The 26,154-nt window shown below is 71.7% G+C and carries 18 protein-coding genes; 14 read left to right on the top strand and 4 right to left on the bottom strand.

The window, feature by feature from the left end:
- Positions 1–51 precede the first annotated feature (51 nt).
- Positions 52–3,387, top strand: a complete 3,336-nt coding sequence (locus ACFYY6_RS16915) for a tetratricopeptide repeat protein (RefSeq protein WP_389193760.1) — start codon at positions 52–54, stop codon at positions 3,385–3,387.
- 93 nt (positions 3,388–3,480) lie between these two features.
- Here the strand turns inward: ACFYY6_RS16915 and ACFYY6_RS16910 are convergent, their stop codons facing one another.
- Both ACFYY6_RS16910 and ACFYY6_RS16905 read right to left on the bottom strand, forming a co-directional pair.
- Positions 3,481–5,115: a penicillin-binding transpeptidase domain-containing protein gene (locus ACFYY6_RS16910; RefSeq protein ID WP_389193758.1), complete on the bottom strand. Its 1,635-nt coding sequence runs from the start codon at positions 5,113–5,115 to the stop codon at positions 3,481–3,483.
- 295 nt (positions 5,116–5,410) lie between these two features.
- Entirely contained in the window at positions 5,411–7,249 is a 1,839-nt protein-coding gene (locus ACFYY6_RS16905; RefSeq protein ID WP_389193755.1) for a dolichyl-phosphate-mannose--protein mannosyltransferase, read from the bottom strand.
- Positions 7,250–7,517: 268 nt separating this feature from the next.
- Here ACFYY6_RS16905 and rsmI point away from each other — a divergent pair, with 268 nt between their 5' ends.
- The 5 genes from rsmI (at position 7,518) to ACFYY6_RS16880 (ending at position 11,919) form a co-directional block, all read left to right on the top strand.
- Positions 7,518–8,405 carry a 16S rRNA (cytidine(1402)-2'-O)-methyltransferase gene (rsmI, locus tag ACFYY6_RS16900; protein ID WP_351518949.1) on the top strand — a complete coding sequence of 296 codons (888 nt, stop codon included), beginning with the start codon at positions 7,518–7,520 and terminating at the stop codon, positions 8,403–8,405.
- Between the two features lie 153 nt (positions 8,406–8,558).
- Positions 8,559–8,954 (top strand): hypothetical protein, encoded by a 396-nt coding sequence (locus ACFYY6_RS16895; RefSeq protein ID WP_351518950.1) that lies wholly within the window; start codon positions 8,559–8,561, stop codon positions 8,952–8,954.
- Between the two features lie 144 nt (positions 8,955–9,098).
- Complete coding sequence (locus ACFYY6_RS16890; RefSeq protein WP_351518952.1) at positions 9,099–9,965, top strand: TatD family hydrolase; 867 nt, start codon at positions 9,099–9,101, stop codon at positions 9,963–9,965.
- Positions 9,966–10,057: 92 nt separating this feature from the next.
- On the top strand, positions 10,058–11,029 hold the full coding sequence (rsmA, locus tag ACFYY6_RS16885; RefSeq protein WP_351624087.1) for a 16S rRNA (adenine(1518)-N(6)/adenine(1519)-N(6))-dimethyltransferase RsmA: 972 nt from the start codon (positions 10,058–10,060) through the stop codon (positions 11,027–11,029).
- Positions 11,026–11,919 carry a 4-(cytidine 5'-diphospho)-2-C-methyl-D-erythritol kinase gene (locus ACFYY6_RS16880; protein ID WP_388650365.1) on the top strand — a complete coding sequence of 298 codons (894 nt, stop codon included), beginning with the start codon at positions 11,026–11,028 and terminating at the stop codon, positions 11,917–11,919. The genes rsmA and ACFYY6_RS16880 overlap by 4 nt, the downstream gene beginning before the upstream one ends.
- A gap of 36 nt (positions 11,920–11,955) precedes the next feature.
- Here ACFYY6_RS16880 and ACFYY6_RS16875 read toward each other — a convergent pair whose 3' ends face one another.
- Complete coding sequence (locus ACFYY6_RS16875; protein WP_351518956.1) at positions 11,956–12,216, bottom strand: Txe/YoeB family addiction module toxin; 261 nt, start codon at positions 12,214–12,216, stop codon at positions 11,956–11,958.
- The gene (locus ACFYY6_RS16870) at positions 12,213–12,464 is read right to left on the bottom strand and encodes a type II toxin-antitoxin system prevent-host-death family antitoxin (RefSeq protein WP_351518958.1); all 252 of its coding nucleotides are present in this window, start codon (positions 12,462–12,464) and stop codon (positions 12,213–12,215) included. The genes ACFYY6_RS16875 and ACFYY6_RS16870 overlap by 4 nt, the downstream gene beginning before the upstream one ends.
- A gap of 342 nt (positions 12,465–12,806) precedes the next feature.
- Here ACFYY6_RS16870 and ACFYY6_RS16865 point away from each other — a divergent pair, with 342 nt between their 5' ends.
- The 8 genes from ACFYY6_RS16865 (at position 12,807) to galK (ending at position 25,725) form a co-directional block, all read left to right on the top strand.
- A complete protein-coding gene (locus ACFYY6_RS16865) occupies positions 12,807–14,624 on the top strand; it encodes an ABC-F family ATP-binding cassette domain-containing protein (protein WP_389193750.1) in 1,818 nt (605 codons plus the stop codon).
- Between the two features lie 272 nt (positions 14,625–14,896).
- Positions 14,897–16,735 (top strand): PQQ-binding-like beta-propeller repeat protein, encoded by a 1,839-nt coding sequence (locus ACFYY6_RS16860; protein ID WP_351624094.1) that lies wholly within the window; start codon positions 14,897–14,899, stop codon positions 16,733–16,735.
- 340 nt (positions 16,736–17,075) lie between these two features.
- The gene (locus ACFYY6_RS16855) at positions 17,076–18,920 is read left to right on the top strand and encodes a PQQ-binding-like beta-propeller repeat protein (protein WP_389193746.1); all 1,845 of its coding nucleotides are present in this window, start codon (positions 17,076–17,078) and stop codon (positions 18,918–18,920) included.
- A 139-nt stretch (positions 18,921–19,059) separates the two neighbouring features.
- Positions 19,060–21,054 (top strand): PQQ-binding-like beta-propeller repeat protein, encoded by a 1,995-nt coding sequence (locus ACFYY6_RS16850; RefSeq protein ID WP_351624098.1) that lies wholly within the window; start codon positions 19,060–19,062, stop codon positions 21,052–21,054.
- A 312-nt stretch (positions 21,055–21,366) separates the two neighbouring features.
- Complete coding sequence (locus ACFYY6_RS16845; protein WP_351518397.1) at positions 21,367–22,062, top strand: LuxR C-terminal-related transcriptional regulator; 696 nt, start codon at positions 21,367–21,369, stop codon at positions 22,060–22,062.
- A 407-nt stretch (positions 22,063–22,469) separates the two neighbouring features.
- Entirely contained in the window at positions 22,470–23,513 is a 1,044-nt protein-coding gene (gene galT / locus ACFYY6_RS16840; RefSeq protein WP_389193742.1) for a galactose-1-phosphate uridylyltransferase, read from the top strand.
- The gene (gene galE / locus ACFYY6_RS16835) at positions 23,510–24,490 is read left to right on the top strand and encodes a UDP-glucose 4-epimerase GalE (RefSeq protein WP_389193739.1); all 981 of its coding nucleotides are present in this window, start codon (positions 23,510–23,512) and stop codon (positions 24,488–24,490) included. The genes galT and galE overlap by 4 nt, the downstream gene beginning before the upstream one ends.
- Before the next feature lie 14 nt (positions 24,491–24,504).
- Complete coding sequence (gene galK / locus ACFYY6_RS16830; protein ID WP_389193931.1) at positions 24,505–25,725, top strand: galactokinase; 1,221 nt, start codon at positions 24,505–24,507, stop codon at positions 25,723–25,725.
- Positions 25,726–26,154 lie beyond the last annotated feature (429 nt).

Below are 26,154 nucleotides of genomic sequence, written 5' to 3'. Positions count from 1 at the left end.
CATTTCGTCAACTCGCCGCTTCGGTTGCCGCGTTGACTCGATAATAATTGGATGTCGAACCGCTTTTCCTTGGTGATCGCTGCTCAGTGGGATGCGTCCGGTCGCAACCTGGACGATCTGGAGCAGGAGGCACGGCTGCTGGACGCCTACCTGCGCGATGACGACAGAGGCGGCTGCCTGCCCGCCCACGCGGGCGGTCTGGTGCTCGACCCGGGGACGGTGGAGACGGTGCGGGACGCGGTCGCGTCCGCGTTCACCCATGCGACGCTGTCCGCCGAGGAAGGGCCCGCGACCCTGGTCCTCGCCTTCCTGGGGCACGGATTCGGCGTGCGCCACGACGATTTCCTCTTTCCCATCGCCGGCACGCCCGCCACACCCGACTCCGAAACGGCCTATTCCGTCCCTTCCGGGCTCCGGGACGGCCTGTCCCGGCACGGGGACGTGCGGGCACTCGCCGTCCTGATCGACGCCTGTCAGTCGGGGGTCGCCGCGCTGACCGCGGCCAGGGAGTGGATCCCCGCGTCGATGGAACGCGGCCGGGAGATCGGCCTCGTGACCTCCGCCTCGGCCGACCAGAGCGCCTACGGGCTCTCCTTCCTGCGCGGCGTCAACCAGGTCCTGCGGCACGGCCACGCCCGGCTCGGCAGGGAGCTGTACGACGAGGACCTGCGCTGGGCGGCGGGACGACAGGTCAGGGGACAGGTGCCCCAACTGGTCCGGCACGGCGGGACGCGCGCCGGCGACACCCCGGAGCGACCGCACTGGATCACCAGGAACGTGGCGTTCATCGCCGCCCACAGCGTGCTGGCGGACAGCGGCGTCGGCAGGGAGCAGCTCGGCCGCCTGCGACTGTTCCAGCCCCCCGAGCCCCTGCCGGAGATCACCCGCATGGTCGGTGCCCACCGCGCGGTCGCGGTCGTGGGGCGCCGTGGATACGGCAAGAGCGTACTGGCGGCCGCCCTGTGCAGGTCCGAACTCCTCCCGTCCGAACCCGACTTCGACATCGTGGCGCTGCACGAGTTCGTGGAGACGGACATGGACGAGCCCGTCCTCGCGGACGTCGCGACGCAGCTGCGGACCCACCTCCCCGGCTTCGAGGACGCCCGCACCGCCTTCCACCAAGAGGTTCCGGCCGCCGTACGCAACGACTTCCCGCCGGAGCGCCGACTGGTCACCGAGCCGCTGGCGCGCTGCGCGACGCCCGGCAGGCCCGTGCGCGTCGTCATGGACGCCCTCGACCAGCTGCATCCCACGCAGCGGATGCGCGTCACCGACGCGCTGAACGCGCTCGCACACGAGGCGCCCTCCTGGTTCGGGATCGTCGTCACCAGCCGCGACGGCCTCGAACTTCCCGCCGACTGGCAGCGGTTCGCGATGCCCCCGGCGTCCCGGGAGCAGTTGAGCGAGTACGTGCGGCTCAAGGTCAGCCAGGCGGAACGGCGGGCCCGCATCGTGGAGGTGGCCGACGGCAACTGGCAGACGGCCCGGTTGTGGGCGGACGCGGGCAGCAGCAGGGCTCCGGTGGACGGCGGTTACCGGACGGCGTTCCACCGGGCTCGCAGGCTGGCGCCGGGCGGGGCGAACCAGACCGACGCCGTGCTGAACGTGCTCGGTGCGGTGGGCCGAGGCCCGGTGCTGCCCCGGCCGCTGCTGCTCCGGGGCGCCGCGCTGCGCGGCGGTCCCGGCACGGACACGGCGCTGGACCAGGTGCTGGAGCAGCTGGCCGGGCTGCTGAGCAGGGTTCCCGACGCGCGTGTCGGTGAGATGATCGGAGTCGACCACCAGACCATGGTGGACCACATGAACACCGAGGACGACAGGCTCGACCTGAACGACGGCCACCGATCGCTGGCGGAGGCGCTCGACAGCATGGCACCCATGAACTGTCACGATCCGGACGACCCGCTGCACGCCTACGCCCGGGACTCCGAACCCCTGCACCTGTGGCACATCGGGGACTACGAACGGCTGCTGGAGAGCCTGAAGGCCCGTGCCTCCTCCGACGCGGCGGCCAACCGCGACCGGCTCATCGGCTGGTCCCAGCGGCTGTCCCAGACTCCGGGCCCGGAGAGCCCGTTCACATTGCGAGCCCGTCAGCAGGCCGCTTACTGGGCCGGACGAGCGGGGTCGTACAGCAGGGCGCACGCCATGCACGAGGCCGTCCTCGCCGATCAGCTGCGGGTCTTCGAGGACCCCGAGCATCCGGACATCCTGGAGAGCCGGCACCGCATCGCGTACGCGACGGGGCAGATGGGCCGGTTCGCGGAGGCGGTGGAGCTCCACGAAGCGGTTCTGGGGGCGCAGACACGGGTGTTCGGGGCCGACGACCGGCGCACGATGGAGACCCGGCACCACATCGCGTACTGGACGGGCCGCGGCGGCGCCATGGCGGAGGGCCTGCGGCGCCACGAGGAACTGCTGCCGCAGCAGCTCCGTGTCCTCGGGCCCACGCACAAGGACGTCCTGGAGAGCCGGCACTACATCGCCTACTGGTACGGCCGGCTCGGCCGCCCCGAGGAGGCGCTCGCCATGCACGCGGAGCTGCTGCGGGACCGGGTGGCGGCGTACGGCGAGGACCACGAGCAGGTGATCTTCAGCAGGATGAACATCTGCAAGTTCACCTGTGAGGCCGGAAGATTCCGGGCCGGGCTGGAGGACTACCGGCAGCTGCTTCCCCAGGTGGAGCGGGTGAAGGGCGCGGAACACCCTGACACACTGCTGGTCCGGCTCAACATCGCCCGCTACACGTGGGAGCTGGGTGACGTCGCCGCGGCATTGCCGCTGCACGAGGAACTGCTGGCCGACCAGCGCAAGGTGTCCATCGAGCGGCACCCCACCATCCTGATCTGCCGCAACAACCTGGCGTGGCTCCGCGGCGAGCTGGGCGACCCGGAACGTGCGCTCGGCGAACTGACCGCGTTGCGCGAGGAGCGCGTGGCGGCGTACGGGCGGGCGGACCACACCGAGGTGCTGACCACCCGGCTGGGCATCGCCTGGTGGACGGCGGCGACCGGAGATCTGACCGCGGCGGTGCGGGAGTTGCGCGCGGTGGTCGCCGACCGCGCCGCGGTCCTGGACGACGACACACACCCCGACGTGCTGGACGCTCGTTCGCGCCTGGGCGAGCTGCTGGTCCGCACGGCGGAGGGCGACGGCGTCGCGGAGGCCGTGGAGCTGCTGACGGCGACGGAGTCCCAGCAGCGTGACCGGGCGGGTGATCTGCATCCGTACACGCTGGCGACGCGCGCCCGCCTGGCAGCCGCCCTGTTCGCGGCCGATCGCCCGGAGGAGGCCCGAGTCCTGCTCGGCCGTCTCCTGCCCCAGCAGGAGGAGGTCCTCGGCGCGGGTCACTCGGCGACGCTGCGTACGAGGGATCTTCTGCTCTGACGGCGCGGCCGCCCGGAACGTGGTTCCGGGCGGCCGGGGCCGGAGCAGGTGTCCGCCCGGCGGCCCCACCGGGCCGCGTGGAGCACTCGCGCTCTATGAACCCGCGCGGAGGACCGCCGCCACCACCGGGCCCGCCGCATCGCCGCCGTGGCCGCCGGACTGGACGACCGCGGCGGCGGCCAGGTCGTTGCTGAAGCCGGTGAACCAACTGTTGGACGTGGCCTGGCCGTCCACCTCCGCCGAACCCGTCTTCGCCCCCTTGTCGCCGCCGACCGAGGCCATCGCGGCCTTGCCCGTGCCCCAACTCGCGGTCTGCCGCATCATGTTGGTGAGCTGCTGGGACACGGAGGGGGACAACGAACGGGCGGCCCTGGCGATGGGGCGGCCGTCGAGGTCCGGGTCGACGATGATCGGCTGGTGGAAGGTGCCGTTCTTCGCGGTGGCGGTGATGGACGCGACGTTCAGGGCGTTCATCTGGATCGTGCCCTGGCCGATGTACTGGGCGGCGGCCTCGCCTCCGGTGGCCTCCGGCACGCTGCCGTCGAAGGTGGCCACACCCGTCTGCCAGTCCAGGCCGATCCCGAAGACGTCACGGGCCTCCTTGGCGAGCGCCGCGTCGTCCTTCGTGTCGTCGATCAGCTTGATGAAGGCGGTGTTGCAGGACCGGGCGAAACTCGTCGTCAGGGTGCCGTCCGGGATGGAGAAGTCGTCCAGGTTCTTGAAGGTGCGGCCCATGTACATCGCGGTGGTCGGGCACTCGATCCTCTGGTTCGCCGAGGTGAGCCCCTTCTCGATCAGCGTCGCCGCGGTCACGATCTTCATCGTCGAACCGGGCGCCTGCTTGCCGAGGAACGCCGCGTTGAATCCGTCGGCCGGGTTGTTGGCGACCGCCCGTATCGCACCCGTGGACGGCCTGATCGCGACCACCGACGCCTGGTTGTACTTCTTCACCGCGGTCTCGGCCGCCGCCTGGGCGTTCGCGTCCAGGGTGGTCCGCAGCCTGCCCGGTCTGCCCTCGCTGAGGGTGACCAGGGTCTTGTCCGGGCCGCCCGCTTCCGCGCTCTCGATCACGGTCTCGATGCCCGCGGTGCCGCCCGCCTTCTCCCCGTACTTCTCGCGCAACGTGTCCAGGATCGGGCCCAGGGAGGGGTACTTCTCCCTGGTGAGCACCTTGCCGTCGTGGTCCACCGCCTCGATCGACGGCGACGACGCCTCCTTGGTCTTCAACGACGCACCGGCCGTCAGCTCCGGGTGGATCACGACGGGCTTCCAGTCGACCAGCGGCCTGCCGGTGGTCTGACCGCGCACCACGGTCAGTTCGGACGCGTACGACCAGGGCTTCGACTTCCCGCCGAACGACACGGTCGCCTTCACCGTGTACGGCACCTTCGTACCGACCGCCGCGCCCGGGGTGATCACCGCCCGGCTGACGTGGGCCTCGTCCCGGTAGCCGGCGAGGACCGGTTCGGCCTCGGTCGCGTTGTTGGTGAGCTGCGACGCGACGGCCGCGTCACCCTTCGCCCAGGCGTCGAGGAACCTCTTCGACACGTCGTCGATCTCCGCCTTGGTGACCGGTCCCGTCCGCACCTCGGCGGAAGTGGTCCCCGCGCCCGATCCGTCGTCGGCGTCGTTCAGCGTGTTCAGGACGTTGTACGCCCCGTAACCCACCCCGCCGGCCACGACCGCGAACACACCGCCGACGATCGCCACCTTCGCTCCACTGCGCATCCTTGCAGTCCCCTCCCCAGGAGTTCCCCCCCTGAACGCGTACAAGTGAACGCGTTCAAGCGGATGCCGCTGGGCACCCTACGGGACACCACCGACAACCGGGACCGCCGTTATCGGAACGGGATATGTGCGGTCTGAACGCATCAGGACGTGCCGGGACACGCCGGTCGGATCCGGGCGGCGGGACGTGTTGGCCGGATCCGCGGGACATGCCGGTCGGGTCCGGGTGACCTCCCGGTCCGAGGACGTGCTCGTCGGACCGGGGCGGCGTGCTCGTCGGATCCGGGTGTGCTCGTCAGATCCAGGTGTCCAGCCACATCCGTGCGCGCCAGGCGTCGTCCGGGATCGGGGCGCCCGTGTAGATCGGCCAGAAATAGATGAAGTTCCAGATGATCAGCAGCACCAGCACGCCCGCCGCGACCGCCCCCAGCGTCCGGCGCCGATCGCTCGACACGTCGCCGCCCGGCGGGCCGGTCTCCCACGTCGGTCCGAGGCCCGCGTCCGCACCGGTTTCCCGGCCCTTGCCCGTGCCCGTCCCCGCAGTGCCCGTGACCGCAGCAACCGCACTCGCCCCCGGGCCCAGCATCGCGCCGATCATCATCGCCACCGCCAGACACAGGAACGGCACGAACACGACCGCGTAGAAGAGGAAGATCGTCCGCTCCTGATACAGGAACCAGGGCAGCCAGCCCGCCGCCACTCCGCAGGCGATCGCGCCCGCCCGCCAGTCGCGCCGGAAGATCCACCGCCACAGCACGTACACCAGGGCGAAGCACGCGGCCCACCACAGCAGCGGCGTCCCGATGGCGAGCACCTCGCGGGAGCACTTTCCGGTCGCCGATTCCGCGCAGCCCGGCTGCTCCGACCAGAAGTACGACACGGGCCGGCCGAGCACGATCCAGCTCCACGGGTTGGACTGGTAGGTGTGGCCGGAGGTCAGGTTCACGTGGAACTCGTAGACCTGGTGCTCGTAGTGCCACAGGCTGCGCAGCCAGTCCGGCAGCCAGGTCCAGGCGCCACCCTTGCCGTCGGTCTGTGCCCAATCGCGGTAGTAGCCCTTGCCGGTGACGATCCACCCCGTCCAGGAGGCGACATACGTGAGGACAGCGACCGGGACCGTCGAGACGAACGCCGGCAGCAGGTCCCGCTTCAGCACCGCCGTGTACGGGCGGATCGCGCCCGCCGTCCGCCGCGCGCCCACGTCCCACAGCACCGTCATCAGACCGAACGCCGCCAGGATGTAGAGACCGTTCCACTTGGTGGCGAAGGCCAGCCCCAGCAGCACACCGGCGGCGATCCGCCAGGGGCGCCACCCGAGCCGCAGATGCTCCGCCACGTCCACGTCGGGCCGCAGCACCCCCTCCTCGTCCACCGGCAGCGCGTCGGCGAGCCTGCGCCGCGACCGGTCCCGGTCGATCAGCAACGCCCCGAACGCGGCCACCACGAAGAACATCAGCACCAGGTCGAGCAGTGCGGTGCGGCTCATCACGAAGTGCAGACCGTCGAACGCGAGCAGCGTCCCGGCCAGGCATCCAAGGAACGTCGAACGGAACAGCCGCCGCCCGATCCGGCACAGCATCAGCACCGACAGTGTGCCGAGCACCGCCACCATGAACCGCCAGCCGAACGGCGTGAAGCCGAAGAGCTGCTCGCCCAACCCGATGATCCACTTGCCGACCGGCGGATGCACCACATAGCCCGGGTCCACCGGGACGGTCACCTTGGACGGGTCTTCCAGGATCAGCTTGTCGATGTTCTTGGGCCAGTCGCCCTCGTACCCCTGGTTGATCAGCGCCCAGGAGTCCTTGGCGTAGTACGTCTCGTCGAATATCAGCGCGTGCGGGCTGCCCAGCCGCCAGAACCGCAGCACCCCGGCGCCCAGCGCCACCAGCAGCGGACCGCCCCACGCGGACCACCGCACCAGGCGCTCGGCCATGGCCGGGGAGATCCCGAGCACCGCCCACAGCTGGGCACCGGGCCGCGTGTACGGGGGGACCAGCCGCTCACGCAGCCCGATCCCGGGCCGGGGCACATGGCCGAAACGGCGCAGCCGTCGCTGCCAGGAGGGCGATTCCTCGCCGTGCGGATGTCCGGCGTCTTGGCCCGGCCGGGCGTCGGGCGCAGTACTCGTCACCGCGCCATCGTAGGGAACCGCCGCGCCGACGCAGGGGACGCGTCCGTCCGGGCGTCGTCATCCATCCCGCGTCATCCGGCGCGGGACTCCCGGGAGTTCCTGGGAGTTCCCGGGAGTCCCTGGGGGTTATGGGGCCAGGGGCCCCTGGAGTCACCGGAGTCCTGGTGGTCCCTACCGTCCCTGTGATCCCTGCGGTCTCTGCGGTCCCGGTGGTCCTGGGAGGATGGCCCATGTGACTGGAACGACCGGAACGAATGGAACGACTGCCATGGCGGGCACGACCGGAACGCTGGTGCTCGCGGGAACCCCCATCGGCGACGTGGCGGACGCCCCGCCGCGCCTCGCCGCGGAACTGGAGTCGGCCGACGTCGTCGCCGCCGAGGACACCCGCCGGCTGCGCCGCCTCACCCAGGCGCTCGGCATCCACACCACGGGCCGGGTCGTCTCCTACTTCGAGGGCAACGAGTCGGCCCGTACCCCGGAACTCGTCGAGGCCCTGACCGGCGGCGCCCGCGTCCTGCTGGTCACGGACGCCGGGATGCCGTCCGTCTCCGACCCCGGCTACCGGCTCGTGGCCGCCGCCGTGGAGCACGGCATCAGGGTCACCGCCGTACCCGGCCCGTCCGCGGTGCTCACCGCGCTCGCCCTGTCCGCCCTGCCCGTCGACCGCTTCTGCTTCGAGGGCTTCCTGCCGCGCAAGGCGGGCGAACGGCTCGGCAGGCTCCGCGAGGTCGCCGCCGAGCGCCGCACCATGGTCTTCTTCGAGGCCCCGCACCGGCTCGACGACACCCTCGCGGCGATGGCCGAGGTCTTCGGCGCCGACCGCCGGGCCGCCGTGTGCCGGGAGCTGACCAAGACCTACGAGGAAGTGAAGCGCGGCCCGCTGGGCGATCTGGCGGCCTGGGCGGCCGAAGGGGTGCGCGGCGAGATCACCGTCGTCGTCGAGGGCGCGGCCGACACCGGACCCGAGGAACTGGACGCCGAGGAGCTGGTACGCAGGGTGCGGGTGCGCGAGGAGGCGGGGGAGCGACGCAAGGAAGCCATCGCCGCCGTCGCCGCGGAGGCGGGACTGCCCAAACGCGAGGTCTTCGACGCCGTCGTAGCGGCAAAGAACGCGGCACGAACCGGCCCTGCGGAAGGCAAAGGACTATCGTAAAAAGCGCGAGCCGCGCACCGGGCTTTTCTGCCATGAGAAGGCCAAAACCGCTCCAACACTCGACAGGGCCTGATGCGCTCCCGCCGGTACGGGCGTCCACTGGACCGGGGACCCACTCCCCGGAGTGCCGGTCCGGAGGACAAAGGAGCAGGCATGAGCGAGATCGCAGCAACCACCGTGCACGAGGCGTACGCCTTCGCTTGCATGAGGTGCGGGTACGGCTGGGAACAGTCCTACGAGATAGAGCATCACGTCGACGGTTCCGGTAGACCCTTCATCATCTACAAGGCGGACGGAGAGCGAGTGCCCTCGCCGCTCTCCAAGCCCACCTGCGCGAACTGCGGCGGTCACGTCGTCCGGATCATGCGGGCCGGACGGGTGTCGGCCGTCGAGCAGCTGCTGGGCCACTCCCGGGCGGACCGGCTCGCGTCGAGGAGCCTCGTCGCCCCGGCGGGCCCCATCGGCGCCGGCGGTGCCATCGAAGCTCCCAAGGGCGAACCGCGCCACTGGCAGCTGTCCAAGCTGCTGCATCCGTTCCACCGGAAGTGACCGGCGGTCCACAGAAGCGACCGGCGTTCCACCGGAAGTGACCGGACGCGGCCGGACATGCGGCGTCAGGTGCCGGGCGTGGATCGCCCGGGTACGGGGAGCTGGTGCGGGGAGCCGTCGTAGGACCCTCGTACGATCGTCGGCATGAGCCGCTCCGAAGCCCCGCCGTTGCCCGAGCCTCTCCGGGTAGCGGTCGCCGATTCGCACACCCACCTGGACATGCAGGACGCGACCGTGGAGGAGAGCCTGGCCAGGGCCGCCGCGGTCAACGTGACCACCGTGGTCCAGGTGGGCTGTGACGTCGCCGGCTCGCGGTGGGCCGCCGAGACCGCCGCCGCGCACCCGAACGTGCACGCGGCGGTCGCCCTGCACCCCAACGAGGCGCCGCGCATCGTGCACGGCGATCCCGACAGCCGGTCGCGCCAGGGGGCGCGTGAGGCGGGCGGGACGGCAGCCCTGCACGAGGCGCTGGCCGAGATCGACGCACTGGCCGCGCTCGACCACGTACGCGGTGTCGGCGAGACCGGCCTCGACCACTTCCGGACCGGCCCCGAGGGCATGGCCGCGCAGGAGGAGTCGTTCCGGGCCCACATCGAGATCGCCAAACGGCACGGCAAGGCGCTCGTCATCCACGACCGCGAGGCGCACGCGGACGTGCTGCGCGTCCTGGCCGACGCGGGCGCGCCCGAGCGGACCGTGTTCCACTGCTACTCCGGCGACGCCGACATGGCCCGGATCTGCGCGGACGCCGGGTACTTCATGTCCTTCGCCGGGAACGTCACCTTCAAGAACGCCCAGCCGCTGCGCGACGCGCTCGCGGTCGCCCCGACGGAGCTGATCCTGGTCGAGACGGACGCGCCGTTCCTGACGCCGGCGCCCTACCGGGGGCGGCCCAACGCCCCGTACCTCATCCCGGTCACGCTGCGGGCCATGGCGGAGGTGAAGGGGCTGGACGAGGACACCCTGGCCGAGGCCGTCGCCGACAACACCGCGCGCGCCTTCGACTACTGAGGGCCTTCGGCCGCCACCGGCGGTGCCTCCCCGCGCGGGCGCCGGGCACGCGCGGGGACGAGTCCCCTCCCGCACGGCCGTACGCTTACCGGGTGAGCACCACAGAGCCCGATGCCCTCCTGGGCCCCGCAGACATCCGCGAGCTGGCCGCCGCGCTGGGCGTGCGCCCGACGAAGCAGCGCGGCCAGAACTTCGTCATCGACGCCAACACGGTCCGCCGGATCGTGCGCACGGCGGAGGTCCGCCCTGACGACGTCGTCGTCGAGGTCGGCCCGGGGCTCGGTTCCCTGACCCTGGCGCTGCTGGAGGCGGCGGACCGGGTGGTCGCCGTCGAGATCGACGACGTGCTGGCGGCGGCCCTGCCGACCACGGTCGCGGCCCGGATGCCGGAACGCGCCGACCGGTTCGCCCTGGTGCACTCCGACGCGATGCTGGTCCGGGAGCTGCCGGGCCCGGCCCCGACCGCGCTGGTCGCGAACCTTCCGTACAACGTCGCCGTGCCGGTGCTGCTGACCATGCTGGAACGGTTCCCGTCCATCGAGCGGACCCTCGTCATGGTCCAGGCCGAGGTCGCCGACCGGCTGGCCGCCGGGCCCGGCAACAAGGTCTACGGCGTGCCGTCGGTCAAGGCCAACTGGTACGCGGACGTCAAGCGGGCCGGGGCCATCGGCCGCAACGTCTTCTGGCCCGCCCCGAACGTGGACTCGGGCCTGGTGTCGCTGGTCCGCCGCACCGAACCCGTCACGACGCGGGCGAGCCGGACCGAGGTCTTCGCGGTCGTCGACGCGGCCTTCGCCCAGCGCCGCAAGACGCTGCGCGCGGCCCTGGCCGGCTGGGCGGGCTCCGCGTCCGCCGCCGAGGCGGCCCTGGTCGCGGCCGGGATCTCGCCGCAGGCCCGTGGCGAGGCGCTGACGGTCGAGGAGTTCGCCGCCATCGCCGAGAACAAGCCGGGCGGGATCGGTCCGGGAGCGAACCGGCCCCGCGAGGACTCGGGGCCGGGTGCGGACACGGACACGGACACGAACGACAACAACACGAACACGGCTTCAGGGAGTGGCGAGTGAGCGTCACCGTCCGCGTACCCGCCAAGGTCAACGTCCAGCTCGCGGTCGGCGCCGCGCGCCCCGACGGCTTCCACGACCTGGCCAACGTCTTCCTCGCCGTCGGCCTGTACGACGAGGTCACCGTCACCCCCGCCGACGAACTGCGGATCACCTGCTCGGGCCCGGACGCCGCGAAGGTCCCGCTGGACGCGACGAACCTCGCCGCCCGCGCCGCGATCGCCCTGGCCGGACGGCACGGCATCGAGCCCGACGTGCACATCCACATCGCCAAGGACATCCCCGTCGCGGGCGGCATGGCGGGCGGCAGCGCCGACGGGGCCGCCGCGCTGCTCGCCTGCGACACCCTCTGGAACACCGGCGCCGACCGGGACGAACTCCTCGCCATCTGCGCGGAACTGGGCAGCGACGTCCCGTTCAGCCTGGTCGGCGGCGCGGCCCTCGGCGTGGGACGCGGCGAGCGGCTGACCCCGATCGAGGTCGGCGGCACGTTCCACTGGGTCTTCGCGGTCGCCGACGGCGGGCTCTCCACCCCGGCCGTCTACGGCGAGTTCGACCGCCTCACCGCCGGTACGGACGTCCCGGCCCCCGTCGCGTCCCCGGCGCTCCTGGACGCGCTCCGGACCGGGGACACCACCGCCCTCGCGGGCGCCCTGGGCAACGACCTCCAGCCCGCGGCGCTCTCGCTGCGCCCGGCCCTGGCCGACACCCTCGCCGCGGGCACCGCGGCCGGCGCCCTGGCCGCCCTGGTCTCGGGGTCCGGGCCGACCACCGCGTTCCTGGTGGCGGACGAGGAGGCGGCACGCAAGGTGGCCGAGGCGCTGCTCACCTCGGGAACCTGCCGCAACGCCCGGACCGCGGTGTCCCCGGCGCCGGGCGCCACTGTCGTCTGACGGCGGGGCGGTACGACATCCCGTGCGGCCGGGGGCTTACCGGCCGTAGTGGTAGCGGCAGGCGGCGATGCGGACCTCTTCGTCGACCACCTTGTAGACGAGCCGGTGCTCAACGGTGATCCGGCGGGACCAGTAGCCCTGGAAGCCGTGCTTCAGGGGCTCCGGTTTCCCCAATCCCTCGTTCCCGTTCCGGGCGACGTCCCGGAGCAGCGCGTTGATCCGCTTGAGAACCTTTCTGTCCTCCACCTGCCACCAGGTGTAGTCCTCCCAGGCGGACTCGTCCCAGACGAACTTCATTCGGCGAGCTCCTGCACCGTGCCCCCGCCCGTCTCCAGACGATCGATGGCGGCCAGCAGACGGCGGGCATTCTCGGGGCTCCGGAGCAGATGAGCGGTCTCCTTGAGCGACTCGTACTCGTCGAGCGCGACGATCACCACCGGCTCATGTCCGGCACGTGTCACTATGACCTCCTCGCGGTCGTCCACGACTGCGTCGAGGGTCTCGGCGTACTTCGCCCGCGATTCGGTGTAGGTCATCGTCCGCACGGCTGCCTCCCGGTCGATTCATATGTACGGAATCCTGTACGTACAGAAAACTGTACGTCGCTCCGAGAGGGAAGGGCAAGGGCCCAGGACTGACAGTGCCGTGCCGCCGTTCTGCTCAGCCGGACCGCAGACCGCGAACGCCTCCGGGGCCTGGCGAGGGAAGGCAGGAAGAGGCGCGGGGAAGCGCGAGGAAGCGCGGAGATCCTGGACCGCCTTCCGGATCCGGGGCCGCTCGTGACCGTCCCCGCGGCCGGTATCGCCTCCGTGACCGGTCGCCGAGCGTTGCCCCGGCTGCGAGCCGACTACCCTGGGACGTCGATCGAACCCCGGGGCAGGAGCGAAATGGCCGTCAATCTGATCAACGTCGAGCAGGTCGGCAAGGTGTACGGCACCCGTGCCCTGCTCGACAACGTGTCCCTCGGCGTGTCCGAGGGGGACCGGATCGGTGTCGTGGGCCGCAACGGCGACGGCAAGACGACCCTCATCCGCATACTCGCCAAGCTGGAGGAGGCGGACAGCGGGCGCGTCACCCACAGCGGCGGGCTGCGCATGGGCGTGCTGACCCAGCACGACTCGCTCGACCCGCAGGCGACCATCCGCCACGAGGTGATCGGCGACCTCGCCGACCACGAGTGGGCGGGCAGTGCCAAGATCCGCGACGTGCTCACCGGCCTCTTCGGCGGACTCGCCCTGCCGGGTTTCGAACACGGCCTGGACACCGTCATCGCCCCGCTCTCCGGGGGTGAGCGGCGCCGCATCGCGCTGGCCAAGCTGCTCATCGCCGAACAGGACCTGATCGTCCTCGACGAGCCGACCAACCACCTCGACGTCGAGGGCATCTCCTGGCTGGCCGGTCATCTCCAGACACGCCGCTCGGCGCTCGTCTGCGTCACCCACGACCGGTGGTTCCTCGACCAGGTCTGCACCCGCATGTGGGACGTCCAGCGCGGCACCGTCCACGAGTACGAGGGCGGCTACAGCGACTACGTCTTCGCACGCGCCGAACGGGAACGGATCGCCGCGACCGAGGAGACCAAGCGCCAGAACCTCATGCGCAAGGAGCTGGCCTGGCTGCGCCGCGGCGCCCCCGCCCGCACCTCCAAGCCGCGCTACCGCATCGAGGCGGCCAACGAACTCATCGCCGACGTCCCGCCGCCGCGCGACACCAGCGAACTGATGAGGTTCGCCAGTGCCCGGCTCGGCAAGACCGTCTTCGACCTGGAGGACGTGACCGTACGGGCGGGCACCAAGACCCTGCTCGAACACCTCACCTGGCAGCTCGGCCCCGGCGACCGGATCGGCCTGGTCGGCGTCAACGGCGCGGGCAAGACCTCGCTGCTGCGGGCGCTCGCCGAGGCGGCCCGCACCGAGGGCGAGACCCAGCCCGCCGCCGGGCGGGTCGCCGTCGGCAAGACCGTCCGGCTGGCCTACCTCTCCCAGGAGGTCCACGAACTCGACCCGAACCTGCGGGTGCTGGAAGCCGTCCAGCAGGTACGCGACCGGGTCGACCTCGGCAAGGGCCGGGAGATGACGGCCGGCCAGCTCTGCGAGAAGTTCGGCTTCTCGAAGGAGAAGCAGTGGACCCCGGTCGGCGACCTCTCGGGCGGTGAGCGGCGACGGCTCCAGATCCTGCGCCTGCTGATGGACGAGCCGAACGTCCTCTTCCTCGACGAGCCCACCAACGACCTCGACATCGAGACCCTGACCCAGCTGGAGGACCTCCTCGACGGCTGGCCCGGATCGATGGTCGTCATCTCGCACGACCGGTTCTTCGTCGAGCGGACCACGGACCGGGTGATGGCCCTGCTCGGCGACCGTACGCTGCGGATGCTGCCGCGCGGGATCGACGAGTACCTGGAACGCCGACGGCGGATGGAGGAGGCCGCGACCCCCTCCGCCGCGCCCGAACCGGCCGGGCGGCAGGCCGCGCCGGCCACGACGCTCTCCCCGCAGGCCGCCCGTGCGGCCAAGAAGGAGCTGCAGAAGGTGGAGCGGCAGCTCGACAAGGTGGCGACGCGCGAGACCGCCCTGCACGCACAGATCGCGGAGCACGCCACGGACTTCGAGAAGGTGGCGAAGCTGGACGTGGAACTGCGCGAACTGGTCGCGGAACGCGACGAGTTGGAGATGCGCTGGCTGGAACTGGCCGAGGACGCCTGACCCTACGGGCCCGGTCGCGGCGCGCGCGACGTGTACGGCGCGCGTCTCGCACGCCGCGTGCGTCGTCACATGTACGGCGTGCGTGATCTGTGCGTCGTGCGTGACCTGTGGGGCGGGACTGATGTGACCGGCGGAACCGGTGGGCCCGGCACGGCTGGTGTGACCGCTGTGGCTGGTGGTCCGGCCGGGGCTCATGGGGCAGGTGGTAGAAAGAAGCCTTGCCCGGTACGGCTTCAGCCGCCGGTCCGATCCGCACGAAGGGGGACGTGCTGATGACCCAGCCGCCCGGCCAGCAACCGCCGCAGGGAGGCTTCGGGGCTCCGTACGACCCGCCGTCGGCGCCGGACACGCCGTCCTCGCCGCCACCCGCCGGTTTCGGCCCCGGCCCAGTGCCGCCCGGCTCCGTACCGCCGCCGGACCAGGCCCGGACCACGGGCCCGTACGCGCCGGGGGCGTACGGCCCGCCGCCCGAGCAGCCGGGCCCTTACGGTGCGGCCCCCGCGCAACCTGGTCCGTACGGTGCGCCGCCCGCGCAGCCGGGCCCGTACGCCCCCGGTCCGTACGCGTACTCGCCGCAGCCCGGCTACGGCCACCCGGCACCACAGCAACCCCAACCCCAACTCCAGCCGCAGCCGAAGTCCGGCGGTGGCGGGTTCTTCCGGGGCAGGCGCGGCGCGGTCGTCGGGGGCGTGCTCGCGGTGGCGCTGCTGGCCGGGGCCGGCGTCTGGATCGCCACGAGCGGCGACGGCGGCGGCGCGGGACCGGTGGCGAAGCCGACCGACGGTCCCGGGACCGCCTCCCCGTCCGCCGATGAGGGGGGCGCGAGCGGCGGCAAGAACGGGGACACCGGGGGCGGTGGCCACGATCTGCGCGCGGAGGCCGCAGAGCTCAACGCCGGGCGCAAGCCCGGCGAGGCCAAGGTGCTGTGGCTCCAGGAGGGCGGCGTCGACCTGCCCCGCAACGGCTATGACGTGCAGGGGCCGTGGATCGTCGGCAACACCATCGTCAAGGCCATGTATCAGACGGTCTCCGGCTACTCCGTCACCGACGGCGGCCGGAAGTGGAGCCTCGATCTGCCGACCAGGCTGTGTGCGGCGCCCTCGCAGACCACCGCCGACGGCAAGATCGTCCTCGGGGTCGAATCCGGTAGCGGGGACAATGCGGTCTGCGACTCGCTCCAGATGGTCGACCTCACCACCGGCGAGGCCGGCTGGCACAAGAAGTACAAGCGGCAGAGCACCTGGGATTCGTTCTCCCACGTCGCGATGTCCATCAACGGGGACACCGTGACGGTGGGCCGGACCAGCAGGACGGACGCCTTCCGGGTCAGCGACGGTGCCCCGCTCTTCGGGGAACTTCCGGGCGCCTGCCAGCCGTTCGGCTTCACGAGCGGTCCTGTGGCGATCGCCGCCACCAGTTGTCGGACGGCGGCCGACGACCACAAGGAACAGCAGGTCCAGCGCATCGACCCAACCACCGGCAAGGTCCAGTGGACGTACAAGGTCAAGAAGGGCTGGCAGGTCTCACAGTTCTATTCGGTCAGCCCGCTCGTCGTCTCGCTGAAGCAGGAGGGCAAATGGGCCGTCGTCGTGCTGAACGAGAACGGGACGTACCGTTCCCAGCTGATCGGTGGCAACGACGACTACATGACCAAGTGTGACGACGAATTCGTCGTCCGGGGCCAGAACCTCGACAACTGCCTCGGTGTGGCGGCTGACGACCAGGCGGTCTACCTGGCGACGAAACCGGTCGGGAAGGACCTGACCAACAAGGTTGTGGCGTTCGACCTGAACTCCGGCAAGGCCAAGTGGGAGGCCGCCGCGCCGGCCGGTCAGACCCTGATGCCGATGAAGGTGGAGGGCGGCAGGCTGCTGATGTACCTGAGCGCGGCGAAGAACAAGGGCGGCGGCATCGCGTCCCTGCCGCCGACCGGTGGTACGCCGCGGATGGAGCTGCGGCACCCGGCGGCGGCGTACACCGTGGAGCGGGGCTTCTCCGATGCCAGGGTCGTCTATCTGAACCGGCGCAGCTTCCTTGTGCACACGACGATCAGCGGCATCAACGATGAGGAAGAGATGTCGATGAAGTCCATGGTGGCTTTCGGGAGTTGACGGTCACGCACCCGCTCGGCGCGGGGTCGGGGAACCGCCCGCCCCGAGGCCGGAGCACCGTACGGCCGGGGGTCGGGGGGCCCGTCCGGCCCGAGGCCCGAGGCGTAACAAGGGCATCACGGGGCGGTTCTCCCTTGGGAACAGGGGGTGGACCGACCCGGTGGGCCGGGTGTTGCGGGTGGTACAAAGAAGCCCCGCTCGACTGTCGTAACACCGCGGGAACCATGCCCGATTCGCTCCTTTCTGCGGAGTTCGGGGAGTCTTGTCGGACTCTCTGTGCTCCTCGGAATCGCGGGGGAGACCGGAACGGGCACCGGACCGCACGAAGGGGGACGTGCTGATGAGCCAGCCGCCCGACCAGCAACCGCCGCAGGGAGGCTTCGGCGCACCGCAGGAGCCGCCGCCGGGGAGCCCTCTGCCGCCGCAGACCCCACCGTCCCCGCAGACCCCACCGTCCCCGCAGACCCCGCCGCCCGCGCAGCCCGGATACGGCTACCCGCAGGCACCCGGTCAGGCGCCCGGCGCCCCCGGCCACGGCTATCCCCAGCAGCCGGGCCCGTACAACCAGCAGCCAGGCCCGTACAACCAGCAGCCGGGGCCGTACAACCAGCAGCCGGGGCCCTACGGTCAGCAGCCGGGGCCCTACGGTCAGCAGCCCGGCCCGTACAACCAGCCGACGCAGCCCGGCCCCGGCTACCCGCAGCAGCAGTTCCCCGGCGCGCCGGTCCCCGGCGGCCAGGGCGGGGGCGGCGCGTCCAAGCGGAAGCCCGCGCTGATCGTCGGCGCCGCGGCCGCCGCGCTCCTGCTGATCGGCGGTGGCGTCTACGTCGCCACGAGCGGGGACGGCGACGACAAGAAGCCCGTCGCGGAGAAGAGCGACGACGGCGGACCGAGCGCGTCGCCGTCCGTCGACCAGGGCGACGGCAGCGGTGACGGACGCGTCGTCGACGAGGACCTCAACGCCGGGCGCAAGCCGGGCGAGGCGAAGGTCCTCTGGCTGCTGAAGAACGACATCGACCTGCCGCGCAACGGCTCGGACGTCTACGGCCCCTGGGTCGTCGGCGACACCGTCGTCAAGGGCATGTACCGCGGCATATCCGGCTACTCCGTGACCGACGGCAAGCCGAAGTGGAAGGTGGACCTGCCCGCCGACCTGTGCGCGGCGCCCGCGCAGACCACCACCGACGGCAAGATCGTCATCGGGGTCAAGAACGGGACCACCAGCAAGGCGGACTGCTCGGACCTCCAGATGATCGACCTGAAGACCGGCAAGGCCGGCTGGAAGAAGTCGATCAAGAAGAACGGCATCTGGGACCTGATGTCGGACATCTCGCTCGCCATCAGCGGGGATACGGTCACCGTCGGCCGTACCGGCAACTCCAACGCCTACCGGGTCGGCGACGGCACGGAACTGTTCGGCAAGCAGCCGGGCAACTGCCAGCCGTTCGCCTTCGCCGGAGGCCCGAAGCTGATCGCCGCCTCCAACTGCCGCACCGGCGACGTCGACAACCCGCAGCACCAGATCCAGGAGATCGACCCGGTCAGCGGGAAGCCCCGGTGGACGTACCAGCCCAAGCGCGGGTGGGAGGTCGACCGGGTCTTCTCGGTGAGCCCGCTGGTCGTCTCCCTGAAGAAGGACAAGGAGTGGAGCATCCTCGCCCTCAGGGAGAACGGGACGCTCCGCACCGGCCTCACCAGTGACAAGGGCGACAAGTTCGCGCCGGACTGCGGCAGCGCGTTCGCCATCTTCGGCAAGTCCCTGGACGGCTGCACCGGTGTCGCCGCCGACGCCAACACCTTCTACATGGCGACCGCGCCGGACTCCGGCCTCGGCCGTACGAACAAGGTCGTGGCGTTCGACCTGAACACCGGCAAGACCAAGTGGAAGGCCGCGGCCCCGGCCGAGCGCGTGATCAAGCCGCTGCGCATGGAGGGCGGTGACGTGCTGCTCTACGTGGAGGCCGGTTACAGCAAGGGCGGCGGCATCGCCACCCTCGCCCCGACCGGCGGCACCCCGAAGATGCTGCTGAGCCACCCCGCGTCGACGTCCAGGATCGAGAGCAGCTTCTACAACTCGAAGGTCGTCTACGCGGACGGCCGGTGCTTCGTCGCGAGCGGCCGGGTCAGCGCGAGCAACGACAAGGAAGAGCTGGAGACGAAGACCATGATGGCCTTCGGCAACTGACGATCCGCGAGGGCTTTCGGGGCGGACCTCCGACGCTCCGGAAGCCCTCGCCGATCACGACCGGCCGACGCGGCGACCGGAGCGTCCGTCCCCGTCGGCCCCGACCCCAACGACTCCCTTCCCCCGAGGTACGTACGTCATGACGCAGCCGCCCCAGCCACCCAACGAACCGCCCCAGGGCGGAACCGGCGCCCCGCAGAACCCGCCGCAGGGCGGTTTCGGCGCACCGCAGGATCCCCCGCAGGGTGGCTTCGGTGCACCCCAGGACCCGCCGCAGGGCGGTTTCGGCGCCCCGACGCCGCCGCCCGCCGACGCCGTTCCGCCCGCCGACGCCGTTCCGCCCGCGGGCGCCGTTCCGCCCGCGGGCGGGCCGCAGGGCGGTGGCTTCGGTGCGCCGCAGGATCCGCCGCAGGGCGGTTTCGGTGCCCCGCAGAGCCCGCAGCAGCAGCCGGGCCCCGGTTACGGCTACCCGGCCGGCCAGCCCACCCAGCCGGGATACGGCTACCCGCAAGGCGGCGCGCCGCAGCCCGGTTACGGCTACCCGCAAGGGCTGCCGCCCGGTCAGCCCCCGCAGCAGGGCTACGGTTTCCCGCCCGGCCGGCCGCCGCAGCAGGGCTACGGCTACCCGACCACTCCCATGCAGCACCCGCCGCAGCAGAACGGCGACGGGGGCGGGCGCAAGAAGTTCAGTACTCAGATGCAGATCATCGTCGCCGCGTCGGTCGCCGTGGTGCTGATCGTCGTCGCCGGTATCTGGTACGGCTCCAGCGGCGGTGACGACGACAAGAAGGACCAGACGTCCCGGTCCAGCGGCGGCACCGGCGGCAAGGAGGACGGCACGGGCGGCACCCTCGGAGGCGGCGGCAAGGAGAAGGCGCCGACGGACCCCAAGGCCGGGGTCGCCTTCCAGGCACCGATGCCGAAGGTCACCGACGTCACCAAGCTCGACGGCTCCTGGCTGACCGACAAGGCGTACGTGAAGACCGGTCTGAACGAGATCGTCGGCTACGACCGGGTCAAGGGCACCAAGCTGTGGTCCATCCCGCTGGCGGGCCAGCTCTGCGCCGCCTCCCGGCACATGTCCGCGGACTACAAGACGGCCGTCGTCTTCGAGGAGGGCAGGCCGACCAAGGGCAAGAAGTACCCGCCGTGCAACCAGATAGGCGGGCTCGACCTGAAGACCGGCAAGCTCATGTGGAGCAAGTCGGTGACCGCCGAGACCAGCGGTGACGCTGCGGTCAGGTTCGCGGAGGTCACGGTCAGCGGCACCACGGCCGCCGCGGGCGGCCTGGAGGGCGGCGCCGCCTTCGACCTGAACACCGGCGCCGAGCGCTGGAAGCCGAAGGCGAGCGCCGACGGCTGCTTCGACCGCGGGTACGGCGGCGGCGAGGCGCTCGCGGTGGTCCGCAGCTGCGGCGGTTACGACGACCCGCAGCTCGTCGTCCAGGCGCTGAACCCGACCACCGGCGCCCCGATCTCCTCGTTCAAGATGCCGCCCGGCGTCGACTACGCGAGCATCGTCTCCACCAAGCCGCTGGTCGTCGCGGCCGACGTCGGCGACACCGCCGGGGACGGCAGTGGCATCTCGGACTTCTTCTCGATCGACGCCTCCACCGGCAAGCTGCTCACCAGGATCGCGGTCGACGGCGACAAGTACGCCGCGCGCTGCGCCTCCACCGAGGTCGAGTCCTGCGGCAAGGTGGCCGTCGGCAACAACCGCATCTACGTGCCGACCGAGGACCACGAGGGCACCGGCGAGTACGGCGACACCAACGAGATCGTCTCGTTCGACCTCACCACCGGCAAGCCGACCGGCGACCGGGCCGACGCGGGCGACCGGTACACGATGTACCCGCTCCGCATGGACGGCGGCAACATCATCGCGTACAAGCGGCCCCCGTACGACAAGGGCGGCCAGATCGTCTCCATCGACGGCGGAACGTTCAAGCAGACGCTGCTGATGGAGAACCCGAGCGACAAGGCCATCCGTGACGTGGAGAGCAGCTTCACGCCGGATTACTCCGAGATGCTCTACGAGGACGGGCGCCTGTACCTGTCCGGCACTCTCGTGAGCAAGCCGCACGGCTCCCTGGACACGGACCGGCGCCTGTTCGTCGGTTTCAGCCGGAAGTAACGAGTGCGGGCGAGGTCGTAACCGCCGGGCGCGGTTCGCGGGGGTGGTGTCCGTCCGTCGGACACCACCCCCGTACGCGTTCGGGGTCCGTGCCGCCGAGTGCCATCGGCACTGCCGCCGCCCGGCCTCGGCGGCGGGCGATTGTAGCAGCGCCCGTTGGACATGACGAGACGTCAACTAGCTGTCGATGGAACGGGATCGGTCATCCGCGTCCTTTGGCCGATAAGGCGTCCGCAGCGCCGGACGAGCGTGTACCTTGCCGGGTCATGGTGGGCCGGGGGGTCTGGCGCCAGTGCTACGGGGGTGTGCTCGATGGGTGTGCGGCTCATGGTGATCGACGATCACCGACTGCTCGCCGAGGCGCTCGCCTCGGCGTTGAAACTGAGGGGCCACCGGGTGCTCGCGGCGGTCGCGCCGGCCGCGGGGGCGGCGGAACTGGTGATCAGCCGGGTGCCCGAGGTCTGCCTGTTCGGCACCGCGGCACCCGCCGAACCCGGAGTCTTCGACCCGGTCGTACGCATCCGGAGGGAACGCCCGCAGGTGGCCGTGGTGGTGCTCGGCCCGGTGCCCAGTCCGCGCGGGATCGCGGCGGCGTTCGCGGCGGGCGCCGCGGGATACGTCCGTCACGACGAGCGCATGGAGGGCGTCGAGCGTGCGATGACCAAGGCGCGAGCCGGGGAGGCCGCGGTGGCACCGCAACTGCTGCAATGCGCCTTCGCCGAGCTGCTCGACCCGGCCGCCGCACCGGACGACGAGGGGCAGCGGCTGCTCCGGATGCTCACCCCGCGCGAGATCGAAGTGCTGGTACGGGTCGCCGAGGGCGAGGACACCCGGCTGATCGCGGAGGGGATGCGCATCGCGTCCAGCACCGCGCGCACGCATGTGCAGCGGGTGCTGATGAAGCTGGGCGTCGGCTCCCGGCTGGAGGCCGCGGCGCTCGCGGCCCGCACGGGGCTGCTGGACCGGGCCGCCACGGTCCCGAGGCAGGGACAGCCGGAAACCGACTGACGCTCCCGGGCCCGTTCCCGGTCCGGGCCCGTTCCCGGTCCGGGCCCGGACCCGGGGCCGTCCCGGGGCCAGCCTCCACAGCCGTTCCCGGTCCACGCCCGCGGCCGTTCCCGGACTCGGCCCACAGCCGGCCACTTCCCGTCCCCGGTACCGTCCCCGGGCCTGATCCCGGCCCCGCCCCGGCGCCGCCACCGATGCTCTCCGCCCCGTCGTCGTTCCCGTCCGTCCCGAGGGCCGGGCCGGTGGCCCGCCCCAGGCGCATGCGTACGCATTCCATTCCGGCCGCGCACCCCGCCTGCGCGGTACCCCTTCACACACCTCGACCCCCGTGCCGCACCTCCGATGCCGCCGTTGACGCCAATGTTGGCTTGTGATTCATTATGTTTGATTGTGTTTGGAGGAGTCTGGTGAAGAAGACGGTTACGACGCTCGCCGACGGCCGGGAGCTGCTCTACTACGACAGCGGCGACGACGTCGTGCGCGACGCCGTCGACCAGCGGCCCCTCGGCGCCGTGTCGACCTCGTCCGAGATCCGCCGGGACCCGCTCCTCGGCGACAGCGTCGCCATCGCCTCGCACCGGCAGGGCCGCATCTACCACCCGCCGGCCGACGAGTGCCCGCTCTGCCCCTCGCGGGACGGCCGGCGCAGCGAGATTCCCGAAGCGGACTACGAGGTCGCCGTCTTCGAGAACCGCTTCCCCTCGCTCGCCGGTGACTCCGGCCGTTGCGAGGTCGTCTGCTTCACCTCCGACCACGACGCGTCGTTCGCCGACCTCACCGAGGAGCAGGCCGCCCTGGTCCTGGCGGCCTGGACCGACCGCACCGCCGAGCTCGCCCGGCTTCCCCAGGTCCGGCAGGTGTTCTGCTTCGAGAACCGGGGCGCCGAGATCGGTGTCACGCTCGGCCATCCGCACGGGCAGATCTACGGGTACTCGTTCGTCACCCCCCGCACCGAGCTGATGCTCCGCTCGGCGGCCACCCACCGCGCCACGACCGGCCGCAACCTCTTCGACGACGTGGTGGACCGCGAGGAGGCCGACGGCTCGCGGGTCGTCATCTCCGGCGAGCACTGGATCGCCTTCGTGCCGTACGCGGCCCACTGGCCGTACGAGGTGCACCTCCACCCCCGCCGCCGCGTCCCCGACCTGCGGGAGCTGGACGACGCCGCGCGTGCCGAGTTCCCGCGGATCTATCTGGAACTCCTGCGACGGTTCGACCGGATCTTCGGCCCCAACGAACCGCCGACCCCGTACATCTCGGCCTGGCACCAGGCCCCGTTCGAGGCACCCGGCAGGGAGGACTTCGGGCTGCATCTGGAGCTTTTCACCATCCGACGTACCTCCGGCAAGCTGAAGTTCCTCGCGGGTTCCGAATCCGGCATGAACGTGTTCATCAACGATGTGCCGCCGGAGGCCGCGGCCCAGCGACTGCGAGAGGTAGCGAGCGAGTGAGCAAGCCCCAGAAGAAGTACCTGGTCACGGGCGGTGCGGGATATGTCGGCAGCGTGGTCGCCCAGCATCTGCTGGAGGCCGGTCACGCGGTCACCGTTCTCGACGACCTGTCCACCGGGTTCCGGGAGGGCGTCCCGGACGGGGCCGATTTCATCGAGGGCCGGATCCAGGACGCCGCGAAGTGGCTGGATCCCTCCTACGACGGGGTGCTGCACTTCGCCGCCTTCTCGCAGGTCGGCGAGTCCGTCACCAACCCGGAGAAGTACTGGGTGAACAACGTCGGCGGTTCCGTCGCGCTGCTCGCCGCGATGCGGGACGCCGGGGTGCGGACCCTGGTCTTCTCCTCCACGGCCGCGACCTACGGCGAACCGGCCACCACCCCCATCACCGAGTCCGATGCCACCGCCCCCACCAACCCCTACGGCGCCACCAAGCTCGCCGTCGACCACATGATCAGCGGCGAGGCGGCCGCGCACGGACTGGCGGCGGTCTCCCTGCGCTACTTCAACGTGGCGGGGGCGTACGGCGGTTGCGGCGAGCGGCACGGCCCCGAGACGCACCTCATCCCGCTCGTCCTTCAAGTCGCCCTCGGACAGCGGGAGTCCATCGCCGTGTACGGCGACGACTACCCGACCCCCGACGGCACCTGCGTCCGCGACTACATCCACGTCGCCGACCTCGCCGAGGCCCACCTGCTGGCCCTGGACGCGGCCACCCCGGGCGAGCACCTGATCTGCAACCTCGGCAACGGCAACGGCTTCTCCGTGCGCGAGGTCATCGAGACCGTCCGCGAGGTCACCGGCCACCCCGTGCCCGAGACCGCGGGTCCGCGCCGGGCCGGCGACCCCGCCGTGCTGGTCGCCTCCGCCACCACCGCCAGGGAACGGCTCGGCTGGACGCCGTCGCGCGCCGACCTGGCCGGGATCGTCGCCGACGCCTGGACGTTCGCCCGCCGAGAGGAACCCACCGCACCATGACCGCGCAGCACCCCCTGACCGCGCCCGACGAGCCGAACGCCACCGTCGGCAACGCTCCCGCCTCCGTTCCCGCGGCGGACATCGACCCGGCCGCGGCCTTCGCCGAGCTGTACGGGCGTGCCCCCGAGGGGATCTGGGCGGCGCCCGGCCGGGTCAACCTGATCGGCGAGTACACCGACTTCAACGACGGCTTCGTCATGCCGCTCGCCCTGCCGCACACCGCGCGCGCCGCGGTCGCCCGCCGCACCGACGGCGAACTGCGGCTCCATTCGGCCGACGTGCCGGACGGGGTCGTGAGCCTCCGGGTCGACGAACTGGCCCCGCGCCAGGGGCACGGCTGGGCCGCGTACCCGGCCGGAGTCGTCTGGGCGCTGCGCGAGGCCGGCCACCCGGTCACCGGGGCGGACGTCCACCTCACCTCCACCGTGCCCACCGGCGCCGGTCTCTCCTCCTCCGCCGCCCTGGAGGTCGTCACCGCGTTCGCCCTGAACGACCTCTTCGGGCTCGGGCTCTCCGCACCCGAGCTGGCGGTCCTCGGGCAGCGCGCCGAGAACGACTTCGTTGGCGTGCCGTGCGGGATCATGGACCAGATGGCCTCCGCCTGCTGCACCGACGGTCACGCCCTGTACCTCGACACCCGCGACCTCACCCAGCGCCAGGTCCCCTTCGACCTGGCCGCGCACGGGCTGCGGCTGCTGGTCGTCGACACCCGGGTCAAGCACGCGCTGGGCGACGGCGCGTACGCCGAGCGGCGGGCCGCCTGCGAGGCGGGGGCCGCCGCGCTCGGCCTGCGCACCCTGCGCGAGCTGCCGTACGAGGGTCTCGGAGCGGCCGTGGAGACCCTGGCCGGGGCGGGTGTGGACGAGTCGGTGGTGCGCTGCGTGCGCCATGTGGTGAGCGACAACCACCGTGTGGAGCAGGTCATCGCACTGCTCGACGCGGGCGACGTGCGCGCGACGGGCCCGGTCCTCGACGCGGGGCACGCCTCGCTCCGCGACGATCTGCGGGTCTCCTGCCCGGAGCTGGACCTGGTGGTGTCGGCGGCGGGCGCGGCCGGGGCCCACGGCGCGCGGATGACCGGCGGCGGCTTCGGCGGCTCGGCGATCGTCCTGGTGGACGAGGCGTCGGCGGACACGGTTGCCGAGTCCGTGACGGCGGCGTTCGCCGCGGCGGGACACACGGAGCCGAGGATCTTTCCGGCGGTGCCCTCCGCGGGCGCCCGCCGCCTCGTCTGAGCCCACCCCTCGTCCGCGTACGGACCACGAACCGCCCCGCACGGTCCGAACGCCGAGTGCGGACCACGAACCGCCCCGCACGGTCCGAACGCCGAGTGCGGACCACGAACCGCCCCGCACGGTCCGAACGCCGAGTGCGGACCACGAACCGTCATGTACGGGCCACGAACCGCCAGCGGAGGAACCGGCACCGCCCACGGACCGACCGGCATCGGCCACCGACCGACCGGAGCCGGTCAGTTCTGGGAATCGCCCTCGGTGCCGGTCGCCCCGCCGTACCCTGATGCACAGCACCGGTGGGGGCCGGTGCCGATTCAGGGGTACGAGACAGTCGGGTACGGCGCCCGGGGCGGTGGCAGTCGACAGCACGGCGGCGGCCGTGGGACCGCGGTCCAACTTCCCGGTCCGGGCGGCCGTACCCGCGTCGTT

Origin of the sequence: Streptomyces sp. NPDC001750 (assembly GCF_042892615.1) — a bacterium.
In the GTDB taxonomy this organism is placed as follows: Bacteria; Actinomycetota; Actinomycetes; order Streptomycetales; family Streptomycetaceae; genus Streptomyces.
Note: the sequence above shows the minus strand (reverse complement) of the source record. Positions and strands in the feature narration are given on the sequence as shown.

Bases quoted from the DNA above. Each gene is read 5' to 3' on its own strand.
- ACFYY6_RS16910 (WP_389193758.1), bottom strand. From the start codon at position 5,115: ATGCGCAGTGGAGCGAAGGTGGCGATCGTCGGCGGTGTGTTCGCGGTC.
- ACFYY6_RS16850 (WP_351624098.1), top strand. From the start codon at position 19,060: ATGACGCAGCCGCCCCAGCCACCCAACGAACCGCCCCAGGGCGGAACC.
- ACFYY6_RS16875 (WP_351518956.1), bottom strand. From the start codon at position 12,216: ATGAAGTTCGTCTGGGACGAGTCCGCCTGGGAGGACTACACCTGGTGG.
- ACFYY6_RS16855 (WP_389193746.1), top strand. From the start codon at position 17,076: ATGAGCCAGCCGCCCGACCAGCAACCGCCGCAGGGAGGCTTCGGCGCA.
- rsmI (WP_351518949.1), top strand. From the start codon at position 7,518: ATGGCGGGCACGACCGGAACGCTGGTGCTCGCGGGAACCCCCATCGGC.
- ACFYY6_RS16860 (WP_351624094.1), top strand. From the start codon at position 14,897: ATGACCCAGCCGCCCGGCCAGCAACCGCCGCAGGGAGGCTTCGGGGCT.
- ACFYY6_RS16915 (WP_389193760.1), top strand. From the start codon at position 52: ATGTCGAACCGCTTTTCCTTGGTGATCGCTGCTCAGTGGGATGCGTCC.
- ACFYY6_RS16895 (WP_351518950.1), top strand. From the start codon at position 8,559: ATGAGCGAGATCGCAGCAACCACCGTGCACGAGGCGTACGCCTTCGCT.
- ACFYY6_RS16845 (WP_351518397.1), top strand. From the start codon at position 21,367: ATGGGTGTGCGGCTCATGGTGATCGACGATCACCGACTGCTCGCCGAG.
- ACFYY6_RS16890 (WP_351518952.1), top strand. From the start codon at position 9,099: ATGAGCCGCTCCGAAGCCCCGCCGTTGCCCGAGCCTCTCCGGGTAGCG.
- ACFYY6_RS16865 (WP_389193750.1), top strand. From the start codon at position 12,807: ATGGCCGTCAATCTGATCAACGTCGAGCAGGTCGGCAAGGTGTACGGC.